This is a genomic window from Microbacterium sp. JZ70 (assembly GCF_053903225.1).
Window position 1 is genome coordinate 1,877,092 of record NZ_CP096405.1, and the last position, 19,764, is coordinate 1,896,855.

The window sequence follows — 19,764 nt, forward strand, 5'->3', positions numbered from 1 at the left end:
ACCCGCCGAAGCACGCGACACCAGGAGGCGAGATGCACGCGAAGGCCCGTCGAAGCGCGAGGCGCCGCACCGCCGTCGCCGGAGCCCTCGTCGCGGTCGTCGTGGCCGGCTTCGCCGTGCGCCTGGTCGACATCCAGGTGGTCAACGCGCAGGAGCACCTCGACAACCGCGCGGCCTACAGCGGCATCGCCTCGACGCAGACGCTGTACGGGACACGCGGCTCGATCGTCGACGCGAACGGAGCCGTGCTCGCGAGCAGCACCATGCAGTACGCCGCGCAGTTCAACCCGCAGAACGTGAAGGACCTCACGCGCGAGGACGAGGACGGCGAGGAGCACGTCGTCACGTGGGAGGAGAGCGCCGCCGCGATCGGCGAGATCGTCGGGATGAGCGGCGAGGACATCGAGAAGATCGTCTCGGACGCCATCGCGGCGAACCCGGACTCGGAGTACGCGCCGCTCGGCAAGAAGCTGTCGACCGAGCAGTACCGGAAGATCCTCGCTCTCGGCCTGCCGTACATCCACTTCGAGCCGGTGCAGTCGCGTGCCTACCCGTACGGCGCCGTGGCCGGGAACCTCCTCGGGTTCGTCGGCACCGACGGCGAGCCCCTCGCGGGCTACGAGTCCGCGCAGAACGCGTGCCTCCAGGCCGAGAACGGCTCGCTGAACTACCAGCAGGGATCGGACGGGCTCATCATCCCCGGCACGGAGACGACGAAGGCGCCCGTCGACGGCGGCACGCTGCAGCTCACGATCGACGCCGACCTCCAGTGGTACATGCAGCAGATGATCGCGGAGGAGACCCAGAACCAGGGTGCGCAGTCGGGCGCGGTCATGGTCGTCGAGGTGGCGACCGGCGCGGTCCGCGCGGCAGCGGAGTACCCCACGGTCGACCCCAACGACTTCGGCGCGAGCAAGGAGGATGACCGCTACTCGCGCATCTTCTCCCGCACGTTCGAGCCGGGATCGACGTTCAAGGCCATCACCGCGGCGACGCTGCTCGACCAGGGCGCCGTGACCCCCTCCAGCTCGGTGACCGCCTCGGGGTTCGAGACCTTCCCGAACGGCGCGCGCGTCGGCGACTCGTTCTCGCACGGCACGTTCAACTACACCCTCACCGGCGCCCTCATCGACTCGTCGAACGTCGCGCTGTCGAAGTTCGGCGAGCTCGTCCCCGATGAGACGCGCTACGAGTACCTGCAGAAGTTCGGCGTCGGCACCCCCACCGACATCGGCTTCCCCGGGGAGGAGTCCGGGCTGATCTACCCGCCCGACCAGTGGGGCCCGCAGGGCCACTACGCCACGACGTTCGGGCAGGCGTTCACGACGACGATGCCGCAGGTCGTCAACGCCTACCAGACCATCGCCAACGGCGGCGTGCGCGAGCCCCTCCACATCGTGGAGTCGTGCACGACGGCCGACGGCGAGGTCGAGAAGCCCGAGCTGAGCGACCCCGAGCGCGTGGTGAGCGAGGACGCGGCCGACACGACCATCCGCCTGCTCGAGAACGTCGCGACGCAGGGCACCCTCGCCGACCAGGTGGCCGTCGACGGCTACCGCATCGGCATCAAGACGGGCACCGCCCAGAAGAGCGACGGCAAGGGCGGATACAAGGCCGGCGTCTACTTCACGAGCATCGTCGGGGTGGTCCCCGCCGACGACCCCGAGTACATCGTGATGGTCACGCTCGACGAGCCGACGCGGGTAACATCGTCTGCGGCCACGGCTCCCGCCCTGCAGAAGGCGATGACGCAGGTCGTGAAGAACTACCGTGTGATGCCGTCTGAGACGACAGAAGAGCCGCTTCCCAAGTTCGCCGAATGACGCGCACCGCGCGGAGGATCTCCATTCCATGATCGCTTTGTCCCTTGCCGAGATCGCTGCCGCCGTCGGCGGAGAGCTGCGCCTGCACGGCGCCGACACTCCCGAGACGACGGTCGACGGGGTCGTCGACACCGACTCGCGGAACATCCGCGAGGGCGGCGTCTTCGTCGCCAAGCCCGGCGAGGCGACCGACGGGCACCTCTTCGTTGGGAAGGCGCTCGAGCAGGGCGCGGCACTCGCCCTCGTCGAGCGCGTCGTCGACGAGCCGATCACGCAGATCGTCGTGTCCGATGTCGTGGTCGCGATCGGCGAGCTCGCTCGCGAGGTCGTCGCACGCGTGCGCGCCGCTGGCCGCCTCCAGGTCGTCGGGATCACCGGCTCGAACGGCAAGACGACGACCAAGAACATGCTCGCGACGATCCTGCGCGCAGAGGGCGAGACGGTCGCGCCCGTCGGCTCGTTCAACAACGCGGTCGGCGCCCCGCTCACGATGCTCCGCGTCACGCATGACACCCGCTTCCTCGTGTGCGAGTTCGGCGCCGACGCATCGGGGCAGATCGCCCGCCTCGCGGGGCTCGTGACGCCCGACGTGGGCGTCGTGCTCATGGTCGGGATGGCCCACGCGGGCGGATTCGGCGGAATCGAGGCGACGGTGAAGGCCAAGTCGGAGCTCGTCTCGGCGATCCGCGACGGCGGCACGGCCGTCCTGAACATCGACGACGCGCGGGTCGCCAGCATGGCCGGCATCGCGCGCGAGCGGGGCCTCGGCCTCCTCTGGTTCGGGGAGGGCGAGGGCGCCGACGTCCGCGCCTCCGACCTCCGTGTCACGGCGTCGGGCACGGATGCCGTGATCTCGGCGGGGGAGACCGCGCTTCCGCTCCACCTGCAGGTGCTCGGCAGCCACCACGTCAAGAACGCCCTCGCCGCCGCGACCGCGGCGACCGCGCTCGGGGTCTCGCTCGACGACGCGATCGCGCGCCTCGAGACCGTCGAGCTCGCCGAGCGCTGGCGCATGCAGGTCATGGGATCGGAGCGCGTGCGCATCATCAACGACGCCTACAACGCGAGTCCCGACTCGATGCAGGCCGCGCTGCGCACGCTCGCGCAGATCACGGGACCGGACGAGCGGATGGTCGCGGTGCTCGGCGCGATGAGCGAGCTGGGCGAGTACGCCGTCGAGGAGCACAGCAAGATCGGCCTCCTCGCCGTGCGCCTGCGCATCCCGCGCATCGTCGTCGTCGGCCAGGACGCCCGGCCGCTCTATCTCGCGGCCGTGGCCGAGGGGTCGTGGAACGACGAGGCGGTCTTCTTCGAGGACGCCGAGGCGGCGTTCGCGTATCTCCAGGGCGAGCTGCGCGACGGCGACCGGGTGCTCGTGAAGTCGTCCAACTCGGCGGGACTCAGGTTCCTCGGCGATCGTCTGGGAGAATCGTTCTCGTGAGATCACTTCTGACGGCTGCGGCGATCTCACTGGCGTTCACGCTCTTCCTCACGCCCCTCTTCCTCCGAGCGTTCCGCCGCTGGGGCTGGGGACAGGTCATCCGCACCGACGGCGAGAACTTCAACGCGCCCAAGCACGAGCTGAAGCGCGGCACGCCCACGATGGGCGGCGTCGTCTTCATCGTCGGCACGATCGTCGGCTATCTCATCGGCGCGTACACGGGCTACAATCCGCCCACCGTCTCCGGCTGGCTCGTGCTCTGGATGATGGTCGGCTTCGGCGCCGTGGGATTCATCGACGACTTCCTCAAGGTGCGCATGCAGCACTACGCGGGGCTGTCGGGCTGGAAGAAGATCGTCGGCCAGGTGCTCGTCGTCATCCCGTTCGGCATCGTGTCGCTGAACTTCGCCGACACGTACAACCTCACGCCGGGCAGCGCCTACGTGTCGTTCTTCCGCGACATCTCGGTGCTCTCCTTCATGGCGCTCGGCCCCGTGCTCGGATGGATGCTCTACCTCGCCTGGCTCGCGCTTCTCGGCGTGGGCTTCTCGAACAGCGTCAACCTGACCGACGGCCTCGACGGCCTCGCGGCGGGGGCGGGAATCTTCGTCGTCGGGTCGTACAGCCTCATCGCGTTCTGGCAGTTCAATCAGTCGTGCTCGACGACGCAGCTGGCCGACGAGTACCTGCAGGCCTGCTACCAGGCGCGCGATCCGCTCGACCTCGCCATCGTCTCGGCCGCCTTCGTGGGCTCGCTCGTCGGATTCCTCTGGTGGAATGCGCCCAAGGCGAAGGTCTTCATGGGCGACGTCGGGTCGATGGCGATCGGCGGCGTCGTCGCGGCGCTCGCCATCCTCACCCGCACGGAGCTGCTGGGCGTGCTCATCGCCGGCCTCTTCGTTCTGTCGTCGGGCTCGGTCATCCTGCAGCGCCTGTACTTCAAGGCCACCAAGGGCAAGCGCCTCTTCCTCATGAGCCCGCTCCACCACCACTTCGAGCTGCGCGGATGGCCCGAGGTGACGATCGTGGTGCGGTTCTGGATCATCGCCGGCATGCTCGCCGTGAGCGGCGTCGGCCTCTTCTACGTCGAATGGCTCTCGAAGGTATGACGAACGAGCAGGACGCTCCGACCACCCGACTCGACGCTCTGACGAGCTGGCACGCGGACTGGAAGGGGCTGCGCGTCGCGGTGCTCGGCCTCTCGGTCACCGGCTTCTCCGTCGCCGACACCCTGGCCGAGCTGGGCGCCGAGGTGCTCGTCGTCACGGAGAGCGCGGCGGAGGAGTACGCGCGCCTGCTGCCGGTGATCGGCGCGCGCCTGTGGGAGGGGCCGCTCGACGTCGTCCCCGATGAGCTCGTCTCGTTCGCTCCCGAGGTCGTCGTCGCCTCACCCGGCTTCCCGCCGTCGCACCCCGTCATCCGGTGGGCCGACGAGGCGGGCGTCCCGCTCTGGGGCGACATCGAGCTCGCATGGCGCGTGCGCGACAAGGTGGTGCGGCCGGACGGCAGCCCCGCGGCCTGGGTCCTCATCACGGGCACGAACGGCAAGACGACGACCACGCGACTCGCGGCCACGATGATGGTCGAGGGCGGGCTGCGCGCCGCGCCCTGCGGCAACATCGGGGTGCCGGTGCTCGACGCCGTGCGCGACCCCGCGGGATTCGACGTGCTCGTCGTCGAGCTCTCGAGCCACCAGCTCTGGTACCTCGGCCGCAGCGCGGAGGCGGGCGCTCCCGTGCCGCACGCGTCGGTGTGCCTGAACCTCGCCGACGATCACCTCGAGTGGCATGGGTCGTTCGAGGCGTACCGCGACGCGAAGGCGGTCGTGTACCGCAATACGCGCGTCGCGTGCGTCTACAACAAGTCGGACGCGGCGACGCAGCGGATGGTCGAGGACGCGGATGTCGTGGAGGGAGCGCGCGCGATCGGCTTCGATCTCGGCGTCCCTGGCCCGAGCGACTTCGGCGTCGTGGACGGCATCCTCGTCGACCGCGCGTTCCTCGACGACCGGCGGACGTCGGCGCTCGAGCTCACGACCGTGGCCGACCTCGCGGAGGCCGGGCTCGCCGCGCCGCACGTCGTGGCGAACATCCTCGCCGCGTCGGCTCTCGCGCGCTCCCTGGATGTGCCGCCTGCGGCCATCCGCTCGTCGCTCGCGTCGTTCCGCCTCGACCCGCACCGGATCGAGGTCGTCGGCGTCGCCGACGGCGTGACGTGGGTGGACGACTCGAAGGCGACCAACCCGCACGCCGCCGCCTCGTCGCTCGCGGCGTACCCGGGAGCCGTGTGGGTCGTCGGCGGGCTCCTCAAGGGCGTCGACATCTCCGACCTCGTCGCCCAGCACGGCGCCCGCGTGCGCGCCGCGATCGTCATCGGCGTCGACCGCTCGGCGGTGCGCGACGCGTTCGAGCGACACGCGCCGGCGGTGCCGCTCTTCGAGGTCGACGACGCGGACACTGAAGACGTCATGGCGCGGGTCGTGGAGCTCGCCGCAGGGGTCGCCGTCGCAGGCGACACGGTGCTCCTGGCACCGGCGGCGGCGTCGTTCGACCAGTTCCGCAGCTATGGCGACCGCGGGGAGCGCTTCGCCGCCGCGGTGAGGGAGCGTCTGGGGAAGGGGACCGAGGATGGCCCGCACGACGACGATCCCGAAGGCCGCTGAGTCCGAGCGCCGCGCGCTCTCGGCACGGGTCTCGCTCGGCGCGGCCTTCAAGCCGGTTCCGCTCGAGTTCCTCCTCATCGCCTCCGCGGCGCTGCTGCTGACGATCTTCGGCATCCTCATGGTGTTCTCGGCCACGACCGTGACGTCGATGCAGGCGCAGAACAACCCGTACAACGACGGGGCGAAGCACGCGGTCTTCGCGGCGGTCGGCGTCCCGCTCATGTTCATCGTGAGCCGGTTCTCCATGGCCTGGCTCAAGCGGCTGGCTTGGCCCGCGCTCATCGGGGCGATCCTCCTGCAGCTGCTCGTGTTCACGCCGCTCGGCATGGAGAACGGCGGAAACCGCAACTGGCTCAACTTCGGCTTCATGTCGGTGCAGCCGTCGGAGTTCATCAAGCTCGGCCTCGCGATCTGGTGCGCCTTCATGCTCGACCGGAAGAAGGCGGTCCTCGGGAAGTGGAAGCACGTCCTCATCCCGCTCGGCCCGGTCGCGGTGCTCGCGATGGGAACGGTCATGGCGGGCAAGGACCTCGGCACGGTCATGGTCATCGCGCTCGTCGTGCTCGGCGCGCTGTTCTTCTCGGGTGTGAAGCTCCGCTTCTTCATCGCCCCCGTGCTCGCCGCCGTCGCCGCGGTAGCGGCGTTCGCGATCGCGAGCCCCAACCGCATGCTGCGCATCATGAGCGTGCTCGACCAGAGCTGCCTCGACCGCTACCTCAACGAGTGCTATCAGCCGCTGCACGGCATCTGGGGACTCGCGAGCGGCGGCTTCCTCGGGCTCGGCCTCGGCAACTCCAAGGAGAAGTACGACTGGCTCCCCGCGGCCGCGGACGACTACATCTTCGCGATCGTCGGCGAGGAGCTCGGACTCCTCGGCTGCATCGCCGTTCTCGCGCTGTTCCTGGTGTTCGCGCTGGGCGCGTTCCGCATCGTGAGCCGCGCCGATGACCTGTTCGTGCGCGTCGTGGCGGGCGCACTCGGCGTCTGGATCATCGGCCAGGCGCTCATCAACATCGGCGTCGTGCTGAGGGTCTTCCCCGCGCTGGGCGTGCCACTGCCGTTCCTGTCATCGGGAGGCTCCTCGCTCATCGCGGTGCTCCTCGCGTCGGGTGTGCTCCTCGCCTGCGCGCGCACCCTGCCCGACCGGCCGGCGCGCCGCGCCTGACCCGCGCCATCCGGCCGGCGCCGTGCCTGACCCGCGCCATCCGGCCGGCGCCGTGCCACCCGCCCGCCATCCGGGTTCGGGTTCCGTGAACGTTCGGGACATGCCCGTCCGTGCGGTCGTGCCCGGGCGCGCGCTGCGCACATGGGAGGATCGAGGGGTGACGACGTACCTCCTCGCCGGCGGCGGGACCGCCGGCCATGTGAACCCGCTTCTCGCTGTCGCCGACGGGCTCCGCGCCCGCAGCGCGTCCGACGAGGTCCTCGTCCTCGGCACGCGCGAGGGGCTCGAGTCGCGTCTCGTGCCGGAGCGCGGCTATGAGCTGCTCGTCGTCGACAAGGTGCCCTTCCCGCGTCGGCCGAACGGGTACGCGCTCCGCTTCCCGGCGAAGTGGCGGAAGGCCGTCGCGGACGTGCGCCGTCACATCCGCGAGCGCGGTGTCGACGTCGTCCTCGGCGTCGGGGGCTATGCGGCAGCGCCCGCGTACGTCGCCGCCCGGAAGGAGGGCGTGCCCTACGTCGTCCACGAGGCCAACGCCCGTCCGGGTCTCGCGAACGTCCTCGGAGCCCGCGGCGCCGCGCACGTCGGCGTCGCATTCGAGGGCACGCCGCTCAAGCGCGGCGAGGTCGTGGGCATGCCGCTGCGCCCCGAGATCGTGAACCTCGACCGGGCTGCCGCGCGCGAGGAGGCCGCAGCGCACTTCGGCCTCGACCCCGACCGGCCCACCCTGCTCGTCTTCGGCGGGTCGCTCGGCGCGCGCCGCCTCAACGAGGCGATCGGCGCGTCGTGGCAGGAGATCCTCGACACCGGATGGCAGCTGCTGCACGTCACGGGGGAGAAGTCCGACCTGGTCGACCCCGGCGTCGCCGGATACGCGGTCCGCCGCTACGTGGACCGGATGGACCTCGCGTTCGCCCTCGCCGACCTCATCGTGTCTCGCTCCGGCGCCTCCACGGTGAGCGAGGTCAGCGCGCTCGGCATCCCCGCGGTCTACGTGCCGTATGCCGTGGGCAACGGCGAGCAGCGCCTCAACGCGGCATCCGCGGTCGACGCGGGCGCCGCCATCCTCATCGACGACGCCGATTTCACTCCCGAGAAGGTGCGCACCGACATCCTGCCGCTCCTGCAGCGCTCGGACCTCCTCGAGCGGATGGCCGCGGCGGCCGACGGGGCCGGCACGCGTCGCGGGACCGAGAACGTCATCGCGCACCTCGACCGGGCCCTCGCGGAGCGGCCCCGGGCATGACAGCGCGCCGTGAGCCCGATGCCAGGCGCGCGGCTTAGACTCGACGGGCCATGATCAAGCCCGACCTCTCCGTCCCCATCCCCGAGCGCATCGGCGCCGTGCACTTCATCGGCATCGGCGGCTCGGGCATCTCGGGCCTCGCCCGCATGTTCCTCGCCGCCGGCATCCCCGTCTCGGGCTCCGATCGGTCGGAGAGCCAGAACACGCGCGATCTCGCCGAGCTCGGCGCCACGGTGCACATCGGCCACGACGCCGCGAACCTCGGCGACGTCGACACCGTGGTCTACACGGGCGCGATCTGGCCCGAGAACCCCGAGTTCCTCGCGGCGAAGGAGCGCGGCCTCGCCGTCATCCACCGCTCGCAGGCTCTCCACTACCTCATCGGCGGGCGTCGCCTCGTGTCCGTCGCGGGCGCGCACGGCAAGACGACCTCGACGGGCATGATCGTGACCGCCCTGCGCGCGCTCGACGCCGACCCGAGCTACGTCAACGGCGGCGTCATCCAGCAGGTCGGCGCGTCGAGCGGCGTCGGCTCCGATGACCTCTTCGTGATCGAGGCCGACGAGTCGGATGGGACGTTCCTCCTCTACGACACATCGGTCGCGCTCATCACCAACGTCGACGCCGACCACCTCGACCACTACGGCTCGCACGAGGCCTTCGACGACGCGTTCGTGCGCTTCGCCGACGAGGCGCGCGAGGCCGTCGTCATCTCGTCCGACGACCCCGGCGCCCAGCGCGTGGCGTCGCGACTGCGCCACGAGAACGTCGTGACGTTCGGCGAGGCCGAGTCGGCCGGCGTGCGCGTCGTCGACATCGAGACCGACGGACCCGTCGGCTTCACGCTCGTCCACGGCGAGGAGCGCGTCTCGGGCCGCCTCGGCGTGCCCGGCCGCCACAACGCGATCAACGCGGCCGGAGCCGTCGCGGTCCTCCTCACGCTCGGATACGACCTCGAACCCGCGGTGCGCGCGGTCGAGACGTTCGGCGGCACCGTGCGCCGATTCGAGCTGCACGGCGTCGAGCGCGGCGTGAGCGTGTACGACGACTACGCGCATCACCCGACCGAGGTCGCCGCCGCACTGTCGGCCGCGCGCACCGTGGTGGGCGAGGGGCGGATCATCGCGCTCCACCAGCCGCACACCTACTCGCGCACGAAGCTCATGGCGGGCGAATTCGCGAGGGTCCTCGAGGAGCTCGCCGATCACACCGTCGTGCTCGACGTGTACGGTGCCCGCGAAGATCCGGTCCCCGGCGTCACGGGCGAGCTCGTGAGCGGCGCGTTCGACGACCCGTCGCGCGTGCACTTCGTCGCGGACTGGCAGCAGGCGGCCGACTACACGGCGTCCGTGGCCCGCGAGGGCGACTACGTCATCACCCTCGGCTGCGGCGACGTGTACCGGATCATCCCGCAGGTGCTCGACTCCCTCGCGAGCTCGGACGCCCGCGCAGCAGGCTAGGCGCCATGCGGCGACCGGGACCCCTCCCACCCTCCTCCGGCACGGAGGAGGACGCGTCGGCTCACGACGAGGAGCGCCGGCTCGCCGAACGGCGTTCGGCGATGCAGCGGCTCGGCATCGGCGAGCCCGTCTCCGAGAACCGCGCGTCGAGCGCACCGGCCGGCGATCACGTCGACACGGCCCCGATCGTGCAGATCCGCTCGGGCGGTTCAGCCGAGCCGGGTGACGGCGGTCGTGCGGAGGAGCGGTCTCGGCCGGGCGCACGCGGCGCCGACGACGAGGCGAAGGGCCGGGTGTCGGGCCGCGCGGACGACGGCCAGGTCGGATGGCGCGGCGTCTGGCGCGCGGCGCGCGCACGCCGGAAGGCCCTCCGCGCGGAGGTGCGCCGGTTCACGGTGCGCGCGCGGCGGCGCCGACTCGCGTGGCTGATCGGGATCGGCTCGGTGCTGCTCCTCGTCGTCGGGAGCGTCGGAGCGGCGTACAGCCCGCTCTTCGCGGTCGAGGAGATCTCGATCGAGGGTGCCGAGCAGCTCGATGCCGCAGCGGTCGAGTCGGTGCTGGCCGACCAGCTCGGCAAGCCGCTGCCCCTCGTCGACGCGAGCGCGGTGAAGGCCGCGCTCGTGGCGTTCCCGCTCATCGAGACCTACACCCTCGAGGCGCACCCACCGCACGATCTCGTCATCCGCGTCGTCGAGCGCACGCCGGTCGGCGTGGTCGAGTCGGAGGCCGGCTTCACGACGGTCGACGCCGCGGGCGTCGTGCTCGCCACGGCGGGGGAGCGACCGGCTGGGCTGCCCCTCATCCAGGTGGAGGGCGGGACAGGTGCTGACGCGTTCCGCGCGGTCGGCCAGGTGCTCCGCTCCCTGCCGGAGGACATCCGCGCACGCGTCACGGGAGCGGGAGCGACGTCGCCCGAGGACGTGACCCTCACGCTCGGCGACGGCGGCCCGCGGGTCATCTGGGGGAGCGTCGACGACACGTCCGAGAAGGTCTCGACACTCCAGGGAGCGCTCAAGGGCGCCCTGGCCGAGGGGGCGACCGTCTACGACGTCTCCGCACCCGGGACCATCATCGTGCGCTGACAACCTTGGACCGTGTCTCACGACGGGCGGTTTTGGGCGTCGAAATCCGTGCCGAAGTGAGACATGCGAGCAGGGGGCGGGCCAATCCGGGAATTTCTCCCGACACGCCCGCATCCATTGCGCGCGTGGCGCCCGCGCCGCACGTAGCGTCGAGCACGAAAGAAATACATACCGGGCAATACTTTAACCCTCTACTTGAACGTGAAGGTTGAGGCCCGGTGAAGCCTGGGGTCGATACGGAGGCCGGCATGAGCCAGAACCAGAACTACCTCGCCGTGATCAAGGTCGTCGGCGTCGGCGGCGGTGGCGTCAACGCGGTGAACCGCATGATCGAACTCGGGCTTCGCGGCGTCGAGTTCATCGCGGTCAACACGGATGCGCAGGCGCTGCTCATGAGCGACGCCGACGTCAAGCTCGACGTCGGCCGTGAGCTGACGCGAGGGCTCGGCGCGGGCGCCGACCCCGAGGTCGGGCGCCGCGCGGCGGAGGACCACGCGGAGGAGATCGAGCAGGCGCTCGCGGGCGCCGACATGGTGTTCGTCACGGCAGGCGAGGGCGGCGGCACCGGCACGGGCGGCGCGCCCGTCGTCGCGCGCATCGCGAAGTCGATCGGCGCGCTCACGATCGGCGTCGTCACGAAGCCCTTCTCCTTCGAGGGCCGTCGCCGCCAGAACCAGGCGGAGCTCGGCGTCGCGACCCTGAAGGAAGAGGTCGACACGCTCATCGTCGTGCCGAACGACCGTCTCCTCGAGATCAGCGACCGCGGCATCTCCATGGTCGAGGCGTTCGCGACGGCCGACCAGGTGCTCCTCGCGGGTGTTCAGGGCATCACCGACCTCATCACGACGCCGGGTCTCATCAACCTCGACTTCGCCGACGTCAAGTCGGTCATGCAGGGGGCCGGTTCCGCCCTCATGGGCATCGGCTCCGCGCGCGGAGCCGACCGGGCGATCAAGGCGGCGGAGCTCGCCGTCGAATCGCCCCTGCTCGAGGCGTCGATCGAGGGTGCGCACGGCGTGCTGCTGTCGATCCAGGGCGGGTCGAACCTCGGCATCTTCGAGATCAACGACGCCGCGCAGCTCGTCAAGGAGGCCGCGCACCCCGAGGCCAACATCATCTTCGGAACGGTCATCGACGACACCCTCGGCGACGAGGTGCGCGTCACGGTCATCGCGGCCGGGTTCGACAGCGGCGAGCCGCAGCCGCGCGTCGAGGTGCCCGCGTTCGGCGGACGCGTCGAGTCGCAGAAGCCCGCGTCGCTCCCGACCGTCGTGAAGACCGAGGAGAAGCCCGCGGCCGAGACGTCGCGTGCCGAGCGCGAGCCCGTCAGCGTCGGCGCGACGAACCCGGTCCTGCCCGACTCGAGCGGGTTCGACTCGGCGTTCGGCGACGACGACCTCGACATCCCCGACTTCCTGAAGTAGGCCGTGTCGGGCCTCGCCGAGCGTCTGGCGGCCGTCGACGCTCAGATCGCTGATGCCGCACGCGCGGCGGGGCGCGACGCCGGGGAGATCACCCGGATCGTCGTGACGAAGTTCCACCCCGCCGCGCTCGTGCGCGAGCTGCACGGGCTCGGGGTCGTCGACGTCGGCGAGAACCGCCAGCAGGAGCTCGTCGCGAAGGCGGAGGAGCTCGCGCCCCTCGGCCTGCGCTGGCACTTCATCGGCCAGCTGCAGACGAAGAAGGCGCGAGCGGTTCGCCGGGTCGCCTCGGCCGTGCACTCGGTCGACCGTGATCGGCTCGTCGACGCGCTCGAGGCTGCGGCCGAGCCGGGGGAGAGCCCGCTCGACGTGCTCGTGCAGATCAACCTCACCGACGACCCCGCCCGCGGGGGCGTCGCGCCGGATGGCATCGAGGCGCTCGCCGAGCGGATCGCCGCGGCGCCGTCACTCGCCCTCAGGGGCGTCATGGCCGTCGCGCCGCTCGGAGAGGCCCCTGCTGCCGCGTTCGAGCGACTCGCGGGCTACGCCGCGCGCGTGCGCTCGGTGGAGCCGCACGCGACCTGGATCTCCGCCGGCATGTCGGCGGATCTCGTCGAGGCGATCGCCTGCGGCGCGACACACCTGCGGATCGGATCCGCAATCACGGGCCCGCGCGACGCGCGGGGTTAGCCTCGGACAAGACGCGAACACAACGGAGGACGCCATGGCGAACCCGCTCAAGAAGACGATGGTCTACCTCGGCCTCGCCGACGAGGAAGAGTACGAGGAAGAGGCCGCGGCGCAGTCCCGCACGCCGCGCGAAGAGCGCATCGCGCGCGAAGAGCGTCCGCACCGAGAGGAGAAGCTCATCGAAGAGGCAGCTCCCGCGCCCGTCACGCCGCTGCGTCGCCCCGCCGTGGTGCGCCAGCCCGCGTCCGGCGCGGTCAACGAGATCGTCACGGTCCACCCCAAGCAGTACCGCGACGCTCAGACGATCGCCGAGCACTTCCGCGACGGCATCCCCGTGATCATCAACCTCTCGCAGATGAGCGACGCCGACGCGCGCCGCCTCATCGACTTCGCGAGCGGTCTCTCGCTCGGCCTGTACGGCCGCATCGAGCGCGTCACGAGCAAGGTCTTCCTGCTGTCGCCGGAGAACATCGCCGTCTCGGGCGACGGGGCGATCGCGCACGCCGACATCGAGTCGGCGCCGTTCGCGCAGTCGTGACGGCCCCGCACAGCCGAATCGGGCAGAATCGTACGCTGTGAGCGCACTCGGACTCATCGCGTCGATCCTGAACTTCGCACTGCTGCTGTACATCTTCGTGCTCTTCGGGCGCCTCATCCTGGAGTACATCCCGATGTTCAACCGCGAGTGGCGTCCCAAGGGAGCGGTGCTCGTGCTCGCGGAGATCGCGTACACGCTCACCGACCCTCCGATCAAGATGTTCCGGCGAGTCATCCCCCCGCTTCGCGTCGGCGGGATCGCGATCGACTTCGCGTTCGCGCTCACGATGCTGCTCTGCTTCATCCTGCTGTCGGTGACGCGGACCCTCACCTATCTCTGACCCCTCCCCGGGTCGCGGCTCGGCAACGCCCATGAGCGGCGGTTATGCTGTCAGACACGGACACGTGCCAGGTTCGTTCCCGGCCGCCGACCGAGTACTCATCGAAAGAGGAGCCAAAACCATGGCATTGACCCCGGATGACGTCGTCACCAAGCAGTTCCAGCACGTCCGGTTCAAGGAGGGCTTCGACCCGGACGAGGTCGACGACTTCCTGGATGAGATCGTCGTCGAGTGGCGCAAGACCATCGAGGAGAACGAGCAGCTGAAGGCGAAGCTCGCTCAGTACGAGTCGGGCGAGGCCGCTCCGGCTCCTGCCGCCGCTGAGGCTCCCGCCGCCGAGGCCGCACCGGCCCCTGTCGCCGAGGCACCCGCCGCGCCGGCCCCCGCGCAGGAGGCTCCGGCCGCTGCTCCCGCCGTGTCGTCGACCGCCACGAGCGCCGCGAGCATCATCGAGCGCGCACAGCGCCTGCACGACGAGCACGTCGCCGAGGGCCAGGCCACGGCCGAGCAGATCGTCAGCGAGGCGAACACCAAGGCGAGCCAGATCGTCTCGGAGGCCGAGGCCAAGCAGCGCGAGATCCACGCGAAGCTCGAAAGCGAGCGCAAGACGCTCGAGGGCCGCATCACGGAGCTCCGCCAGTTCGAGCGCGACTACCGTCAGCAGCTGCGCACGTACTTCGAGACCAAGCTCAAGGACCTCGACTCGTCGGCCACGCCCGCGAGCTCGACCCCGGTCTCGGCAATCGGTCTGTAAAGCCCGTCTTGTCGGGCCGACCCCCTCTGCGTGCGGCGGCGGCCGGTACGACGATCGCGATCCTCGCGATCGTCGTGCTGGCCGCCGACCAGTTCAGCAAGCAGCTCGCCATCCAGAGCCTCGACCCCGGGCGCACGGTTCCCGTCGTCGGCGAGGCTCTGCAGTGGCACCTCGTCTACAACCCGGGTGCGGCGTTCTCCCTCGGTGAGGGCGTGACCTGGGTCTTCACCCTCGCCATGGCGCTCGTCGCGTCGGCGATCGTCTGGCTCGCGATCACGCGCATCCGCTCGCGGCTCTGGGCGGTCGTGCTCGGCCTGCTGCTCGGCGGCGTGCTCGGCAACCTCGTCGACCGGGTGTTCCGGGAGCCCGGGTTCGCCGTGGGCCACGTGGTCGACTTCATCCTGACGCCCTGGATGTGGTTCTGGACCACCCCCGCGATCTACAACGTCGCCGACATCTTCATCGTGTCGATGATGATCTCGGTCGCGCTGCTCACTCTCGTCGGCATCCGCTTCGACGGCTCGCGCGAGAAGGACCGCGCCGTCGCCGAGGGCGCGCATCCGGATGACGAGGGCGCCGACGCAGGACGGCACGCGTGAGCCAGTCCCGGCGGCTGCCGATCCCCGACGGGCTCGAGGGGACGCGCGTGGACGCGGCTCTCGCGAAGATGCTCGGCTTCTCGCGGACCTTCGCCGCCGAGGTCGCCGAGTCCGGCGGCGTGCAGGTCGACGGCGTCACGGTCGGCAAGTCCGACCGCGTCTCGGCCGGCTCGTGGCTCGACGTCGAGTGGCAGCCGAAGGAGGAGCCGCGGGTTGTCCCGGTCGAGGTGCCCGAGCTGGGCATCGTCCACCAGGACGACGACATCGTCGTCGTCGACAAGCCATCGGGAGTGGCGGCGCATCCCTCCCTCGGCTGGGAGGGGCCGACCGTGCTGGGCGCCCTTCTCGCCGCGGGCGTGCGCGTCGCGACGACGGGCGCCGCAGAGCGCCAGGGCATCGTGCATCGCCTCGATGTCGGCACGAGCGGGCTCATGGTCGTGGCGAAGACCGAGCGCGCCTATACGCTGCTCAAGCGCGCGTTCAAGGAGCGCACGGTCGACAAGATCTACCACGCGGTCGTGCAGGGCCACCCCGACCCGCTGACGGGGACGATCGAAGCGCCGATCGGCCGCCATCCGAGCCATTCGTGGAAGTTCGCCGTCACTCCGGACGGCAAGGACTCCATCACGCACTACGAGACCATCGAGGCGTTCCCCGGCGCCTCGCTTCTCGAGATCCACCTCGAGACGGGCCGCACGCACCAGATCCGCGTGCACATGGCGGCGCACCGCCATCCCTGCGTCGGCGACCCCCTCTACGGCGCGGACCCGACGCTCTCGGCGCGGCTCGGTCTCACGCGCCAGTGGCTGCACGCGCATGAGCTCGCGTTCGCGCATCCCGGATCGGGGGAGTGGGTGCAGTTCACCTCGGAGTACCCCGCGGATCTCGCTCACGCGCTCGCGGTCCTCCGCGGCGAGTAGCGCCGTCCCCCGCCCTCGGGCGGCGCGGGCGGCGCGCGCCCGACACGCCCCCGGCTCCGTGTCGGACGCCGAACGTAGACTCGAGGCATGGCGTCTGATTCCTTCGTCCACCTCCACGTGCACAGCGAGTACTCGATGCTCGACGGGGCGGCGAAGCTCTCGGCGATGACGCAGGCGGCGGCCGACTACGGCATGCCGGCGATCGCGGTCACCGACCACGGCAACACGTTCGCCGCGTTCGAGTTCTACAAGGCCGCCAAGGCCTCGGGCGTGAAGCCGATCATCGGACTCGAGGCCTACGTCACGCCCGGAACGCACCGTAGCGACAAGTCGCGCGTGCAGTGGGGCTCGCCCGATCAGAAGAGCGACGACGTGTCGGGCTCCGGAGCGTACACGCACATGACGCTGTTCAGCGAGACGACGCAGGGCATGCACAACCTGTTCCGTCTCAGCTCGCTGTCGAGCATCGAGGGCTACTACTTCAAGCCCCGCATGGACCGCGAGCTGCTGCAGACGTACGGCAAGGGGCTCATCGCCACGACCGGATGTCCGTCGGGCGAGATCCAGACGCGCCTGCGCCTCGGGCAGTACGACGCCGCGCGCGCGGCAGCCGCCGAGTTCCAGGACATCTTCGGCAAGGAGAACTACTTCGCCGAGATCATGGATCACGGCCTCTCGATCGAGCGCCGGATCATGAGCGACCTCCTGCGTCTCGCGAAGGACCTCGGCATCCCGCTCGTCGCGACGAACGACTCGCACTACACGCACCAGCACGAGGCCGATGCGCACGCGGCGCTCCTCTGCGTGCAGTCCGGCTCGACGCTCGACGACCCCAACCGCTTCAAGTTCGACGGCGACGGCTACTACGTCAAGACCGCGCAGGAGATGCGCCAGCTCTTCCGCGACCATCCGGAGGCGTGCGACAACACGCTGCTCATCGCCGAGCGCTGCAACGTCGAGTTCAACACGTCGGCGAACTACATGCCGCGCTTCCCGGTGCCCGAGGGCGAGACCGAGGAGAGCTGGTTCGTGAAGGAGGTCGAGAAGGGCCTCCACTACCGGTACCCGAACGGCGTCCCGGAGGCGTCTCGCAAGCAGGCCGAGTACGAGATCGGCATCATCACCCAGATGGGGTTCCCCGGCTACTTCCTCGTCGTCGCCGACTTCATCAACTGGGCGAAGGACAACGGCATCCGCGTCGGTCCGGGCCGCGGCTCGGGCGCCGGCTCGATGGCCGCCTACGCGATGCGCATCACCGACCTCGACCCGCTCGAGCACGGACTCATCTTCGAGCGCTTCCTCAACCCCGACCGCGTCTCGATGCCCGACTTCGACGTCGACTTCGACGACCGCCGCCGTGGCGAGGTGATCGACTACGTCACCGAGAAGTACGGCTCCGAGCGCGTCGCGCAGATCGTCACGTACGGCACGATCAAGTCCAAGCAGGCGCTGAAGGACGCCGGCCGCGTGCTCGGCTTCCCGTTCAGCATGGGCGAGAAGCTCACGAAGGCCATGCCTCCGGCCGTGATGGGCAAGGACATGCCGCTCGACGGGATGTTCAACCCCGAGCACCCGCGCTACAAGGAGGCGAGCGAGTTCCGGACGGTCATCGAGACCGATCCCGAGGCGCGCACGGTCTTCGACCGCGCGGTCGGCCTCGAGGGCCTGAAGCGCCAGTGGGGCGTGCATGCGGCCGGCGTCATCATGTCGAGCGAGCCGCTCATCGACATCATCCCGATCATGCGCCGCGAGCAGGACGGCCAGATCGTCACGCAGTTCGACTACCCCGCGTGCGAGTCTCTGGGCCTCATCAAGATGGACTTCCTGGGGCTCCGGAACCTCACGATCCTCTCGGACGCGCTCGACAACATCCGCACCAACCGCGGCGAGGAGGTCGACCTCGAGCACCTGCCGCTCGACGACCGCGGTGCCTACGATCTGCTCTCCCGGGGCGACACGCTCGGCGTCTTCCAGCTCGACGGCGGCCCCATGCGCTCCCTTCTGCGGCTCATGAAGCCCGACAACTTCGAGGACATCTCGGCCGTCATCGCCCTGTACCGACCGGGCCCCATGGGCGCGAACTCGCACACGAACTACGCGCTCCGCAAGAACGGGCAGCAGGAGATCACGCCGATCCACCCCGAGCTCGAGGAGCCGCTGCGCGAGATCCTCGACACGACCTACGGCCTCATCATCTACCAGGAGCAGGTGATGGCCATCGCCCAGAAGGTCGCGGGCTTCAGCCTCGGCCAGGCCGACATCCTCCGGCGCGCGATGGGCAAGAAGAAGAAGTCCGAACTCGACAAGCAGTACGAGGGCTTCTCGAACGGCATGAAGGAGCGCGGGTTCGGCGAGGGCGCGATCAAGGCCCTCTGGGACATCCTGCTGCCCTTCTCGGACTACGCGTTCAACAAGGCGCACTCGGCCGCGTACGGCGTCGTCTCGTACTGGACCGCGTACCTCAAGGCGCACTATCCCGCCGAGTACATGGCGGCGGTCCTCACGAGCGTCGGCGACTCGCGCGACAAGCTCGCGATGTACCTGAACGAGTGCCGTCGGATGGGCATCCACGTGCTGCCGCCGGATGTCTCCGAGTCGATCGGCTTCTTCGCGGCCGTCGGCGACGACATCCGCTTCGGCCTCGGCGCGATCCGCAACGTCGGGTCGAACGTCGTGGACGGCATCATCGCCGCGCGCGAGGAGGGCCCCTACACCGACTTCCACGACTTCCTCCGCCGGGTGCCGATGCACGTCGCGAACAAGCGCACGGTCGAGTCGCTCATCAAGGCGGGCGCCTTCGACACGATGGGCTCGACGCGGCGCGCGCTGCTCGAGATCCACGAGCAGGCGGTCGAGTCCGCGGTCACCGACAAGCGCAATGCGGCGGGCGGCGCGATCGGATTCGACTTCGACAGCCTGTGGGATGAGCCAGAGGCCGTGCAGAAGGTGCCGGACCGCCCCGAGTGGACGAAGAAGGACAAGCTCGCCTTCGAGCGCGAGATGCTCGGGCTCTACGTGTCCGACCATCCGCTCGCGGGCCTCGAGGTGCCGCTCGCGAAGCACCGGTCGATCACGATCAGCGACCTGCTCGCCTCCGAGGACCTGCAGGATGGCGATCAGGTGACGGTCGCGGGGCTCGTCACGAGCGCGCAGCACCGCGTCGCGAAGTCGAGCGGAAACCCCTACGGCATGATCACCGTCGAGGACTTCGACGGCGAGGTCACGGTCATGTTCATGGGCAAGACGTACACGGAGTTCCAGCCGATCCTGCAGCAGGACTCGGTGCTGGCCGTGCGCGGCCGCGTGTCGCGACGCGACGACGGGCTGAACATCCACGCGCAGATGGCGTTCGTTCCCGACGTGGGCGCGCTCGAGGTGTCGGGGCCGCTCACGCTGCTCCTTCCCGAGCAACGTGCGACCGAGCGCGTCGCGCAGGACCTCGCGGAGGTCCTGCGGCGCCACCGCGGCGAGACCGAGGTGCGCCTGAAGATGCACCGCGGGCGCACGGCGAAGGTCTTCGAGATCCCGATGCCCGTCTCGATCACGGCCGAGCTCTTCGGCGACCTCAAGGCGCTCCTCGGGCCGCAGTGCATCGCGTGAGCGACGGCCCGGCGGGCAGGGGAGTC

General features: G+C 70.1%; 16 protein-coding genes. All 16 read left to right on the forward strand.

The features are described from left to right. Positions 1-32: 32 nt before the first annotated feature. The 16 genes from M1D46_RS08535 to dnaE all read left to right on the forward strand — a co-directional run bounded on the left by M1D46_RS08535 (position 33) and on the right by dnaE (position 19,738). Positions 33-1,823, forward strand: a complete 1,791-nt coding sequence (locus M1D46_RS08535) for a peptidoglycan D,D-transpeptidase FtsI family protein (protein ID WP_456285292.1) — start codon at positions 33-35, stop codon at positions 1,821-1,823. Positions 1,824-1,851: 28 nt separating this feature from the next. Beyond that, on the forward strand, positions 1,852-3,264 hold the full coding sequence (locus M1D46_RS08540; RefSeq protein ID WP_456285293.1) for a UDP-N-acetylmuramoyl-tripeptide--D-alanyl-D-alanine ligase: 1,413 nt from the start codon (positions 1,852-1,854) through the stop codon (positions 3,262-3,264). Continuing rightward, positions 3,261-4,373, forward strand: a complete 1,113-nt coding sequence (gene mraY, locus M1D46_RS08545; protein ID WP_271173268.1) for a phospho-N-acetylmuramoyl-pentapeptide-transferase — start codon at positions 3,261-3,263, stop codon at positions 4,371-4,373. The genes M1D46_RS08540 and mraY overlap by 4 nt, the downstream gene beginning before the upstream one ends. Then, a complete protein-coding gene (murD, locus tag M1D46_RS08550) occupies positions 4,370-5,926 on the forward strand; it encodes a UDP-N-acetylmuramoyl-L-alanine--D-glutamate ligase (protein ID WP_456285294.1) in 1,557 nt (518 codons plus the stop codon). Before mraY ends, murD begins: the two co-directional genes overlap by 4 nt. Beyond that, the gene (gene ftsW, locus M1D46_RS08555) at positions 5,892-7,091 is read left to right on the forward strand and encodes a putative lipid II flippase FtsW (protein ID WP_271173266.1); all 1,200 of its coding nucleotides are present in this window, start codon (positions 5,892-5,894) and stop codon (positions 7,089-7,091) included. The genes murD and ftsW overlap by 35 nt, the downstream gene beginning before the upstream one ends. Positions 7,092-7,248: 157 nt before the next feature. Then, positions 7,249-8,334, forward strand: coding sequence for a UDP-N-acetylglucosamine--N-acetylmuramyl-(pentapeptide) pyrophosphoryl-undecaprenol N-acetylglucosamine transferase (locus M1D46_RS08560; RefSeq protein WP_282979236.1), 1,086 nt, complete (start codon positions 7,249-7,251; stop codon positions 8,332-8,334). 50 nt (positions 8,335-8,384) lie between these two features. Beyond that, positions 8,385-9,794 (forward strand): UDP-N-acetylmuramate--L-alanine ligase, encoded by a 1,410-nt coding sequence (murC, locus tag M1D46_RS08565; RefSeq protein WP_456285295.1) that lies wholly within the window; start codon positions 8,385-8,387, stop codon positions 9,792-9,794. A 5-nt stretch (positions 9,795-9,799) separates the two neighbouring features. Then, the gene (locus M1D46_RS08570) at positions 9,800-10,876 is read left to right on the forward strand and encodes an FtsQ-type POTRA domain-containing protein (RefSeq protein ID WP_456285296.1); all 1,077 of its coding nucleotides are present in this window, start codon (positions 9,800-9,802) and stop codon (positions 10,874-10,876) included. Positions 10,877-11,124: 248 nt separating this feature from the next. Continuing rightward, positions 11,125-12,300: a cell division protein FtsZ gene (gene ftsZ / locus M1D46_RS08575; RefSeq protein WP_456285297.1), complete on the forward strand. Its 1,176-nt coding sequence runs from the start codon at positions 11,125-11,127 to the stop codon at positions 12,298-12,300. 3 nt (positions 12,301-12,303) lie between these two features. Further along, complete coding sequence (locus M1D46_RS08580) at positions 12,304-12,987, forward strand: YggS family pyridoxal phosphate-dependent enzyme (protein ID WP_271173261.1); 684 nt, start codon at positions 12,304-12,306, stop codon at positions 12,985-12,987. A gap of 34 nt (positions 12,988-13,021) precedes the next feature. Continuing rightward, the gene (locus M1D46_RS08585; RefSeq protein WP_456285298.1) at positions 13,022-13,525 is read left to right on the forward strand and encodes a cell division protein SepF; all 504 of its coding nucleotides are present in this window, start codon (positions 13,022-13,024) and stop codon (positions 13,523-13,525) included. A 37-nt stretch (positions 13,526-13,562) separates the two neighbouring features. After that, positions 13,563-13,865, forward strand: coding sequence for a YggT family protein (locus M1D46_RS08590; protein WP_271173259.1), 303 nt, complete (start codon positions 13,563-13,565; stop codon positions 13,863-13,865). 121 nt (positions 13,866-13,986) lie between these two features. Then, a complete protein-coding gene (locus M1D46_RS08595; protein WP_456285299.1) occupies positions 13,987-14,619 on the forward strand; it encodes a DivIVA domain-containing protein in 633 nt (210 codons plus the stop codon). 8 nt (positions 14,620-14,627) lie between these two features. Further along, entirely contained in the window at positions 14,628-15,218 is a 591-nt protein-coding gene (gene lspA / locus M1D46_RS08600) for a signal peptidase II (RefSeq protein ID WP_456285300.1), read from the forward strand. Further along, on the forward strand, positions 15,215-16,138 hold the full coding sequence (locus M1D46_RS08605) for an RluA family pseudouridine synthase (RefSeq protein ID WP_456285301.1): 924 nt from the start codon (positions 15,215-15,217) through the stop codon (positions 16,136-16,138). The genes lspA and M1D46_RS08605 overlap by 4 nt, the downstream gene beginning before the upstream one ends. An 87-nt stretch (positions 16,139-16,225) precedes the next feature. After that, positions 16,226-19,738: a DNA polymerase III subunit alpha gene (gene dnaE, locus M1D46_RS08610; RefSeq protein WP_271173255.1), complete on the forward strand. Its 3,513-nt coding sequence runs from the start codon at positions 16,226-16,228 to the stop codon at positions 19,736-19,738. Positions 19,739-19,764 lie beyond the last annotated feature (26 nt).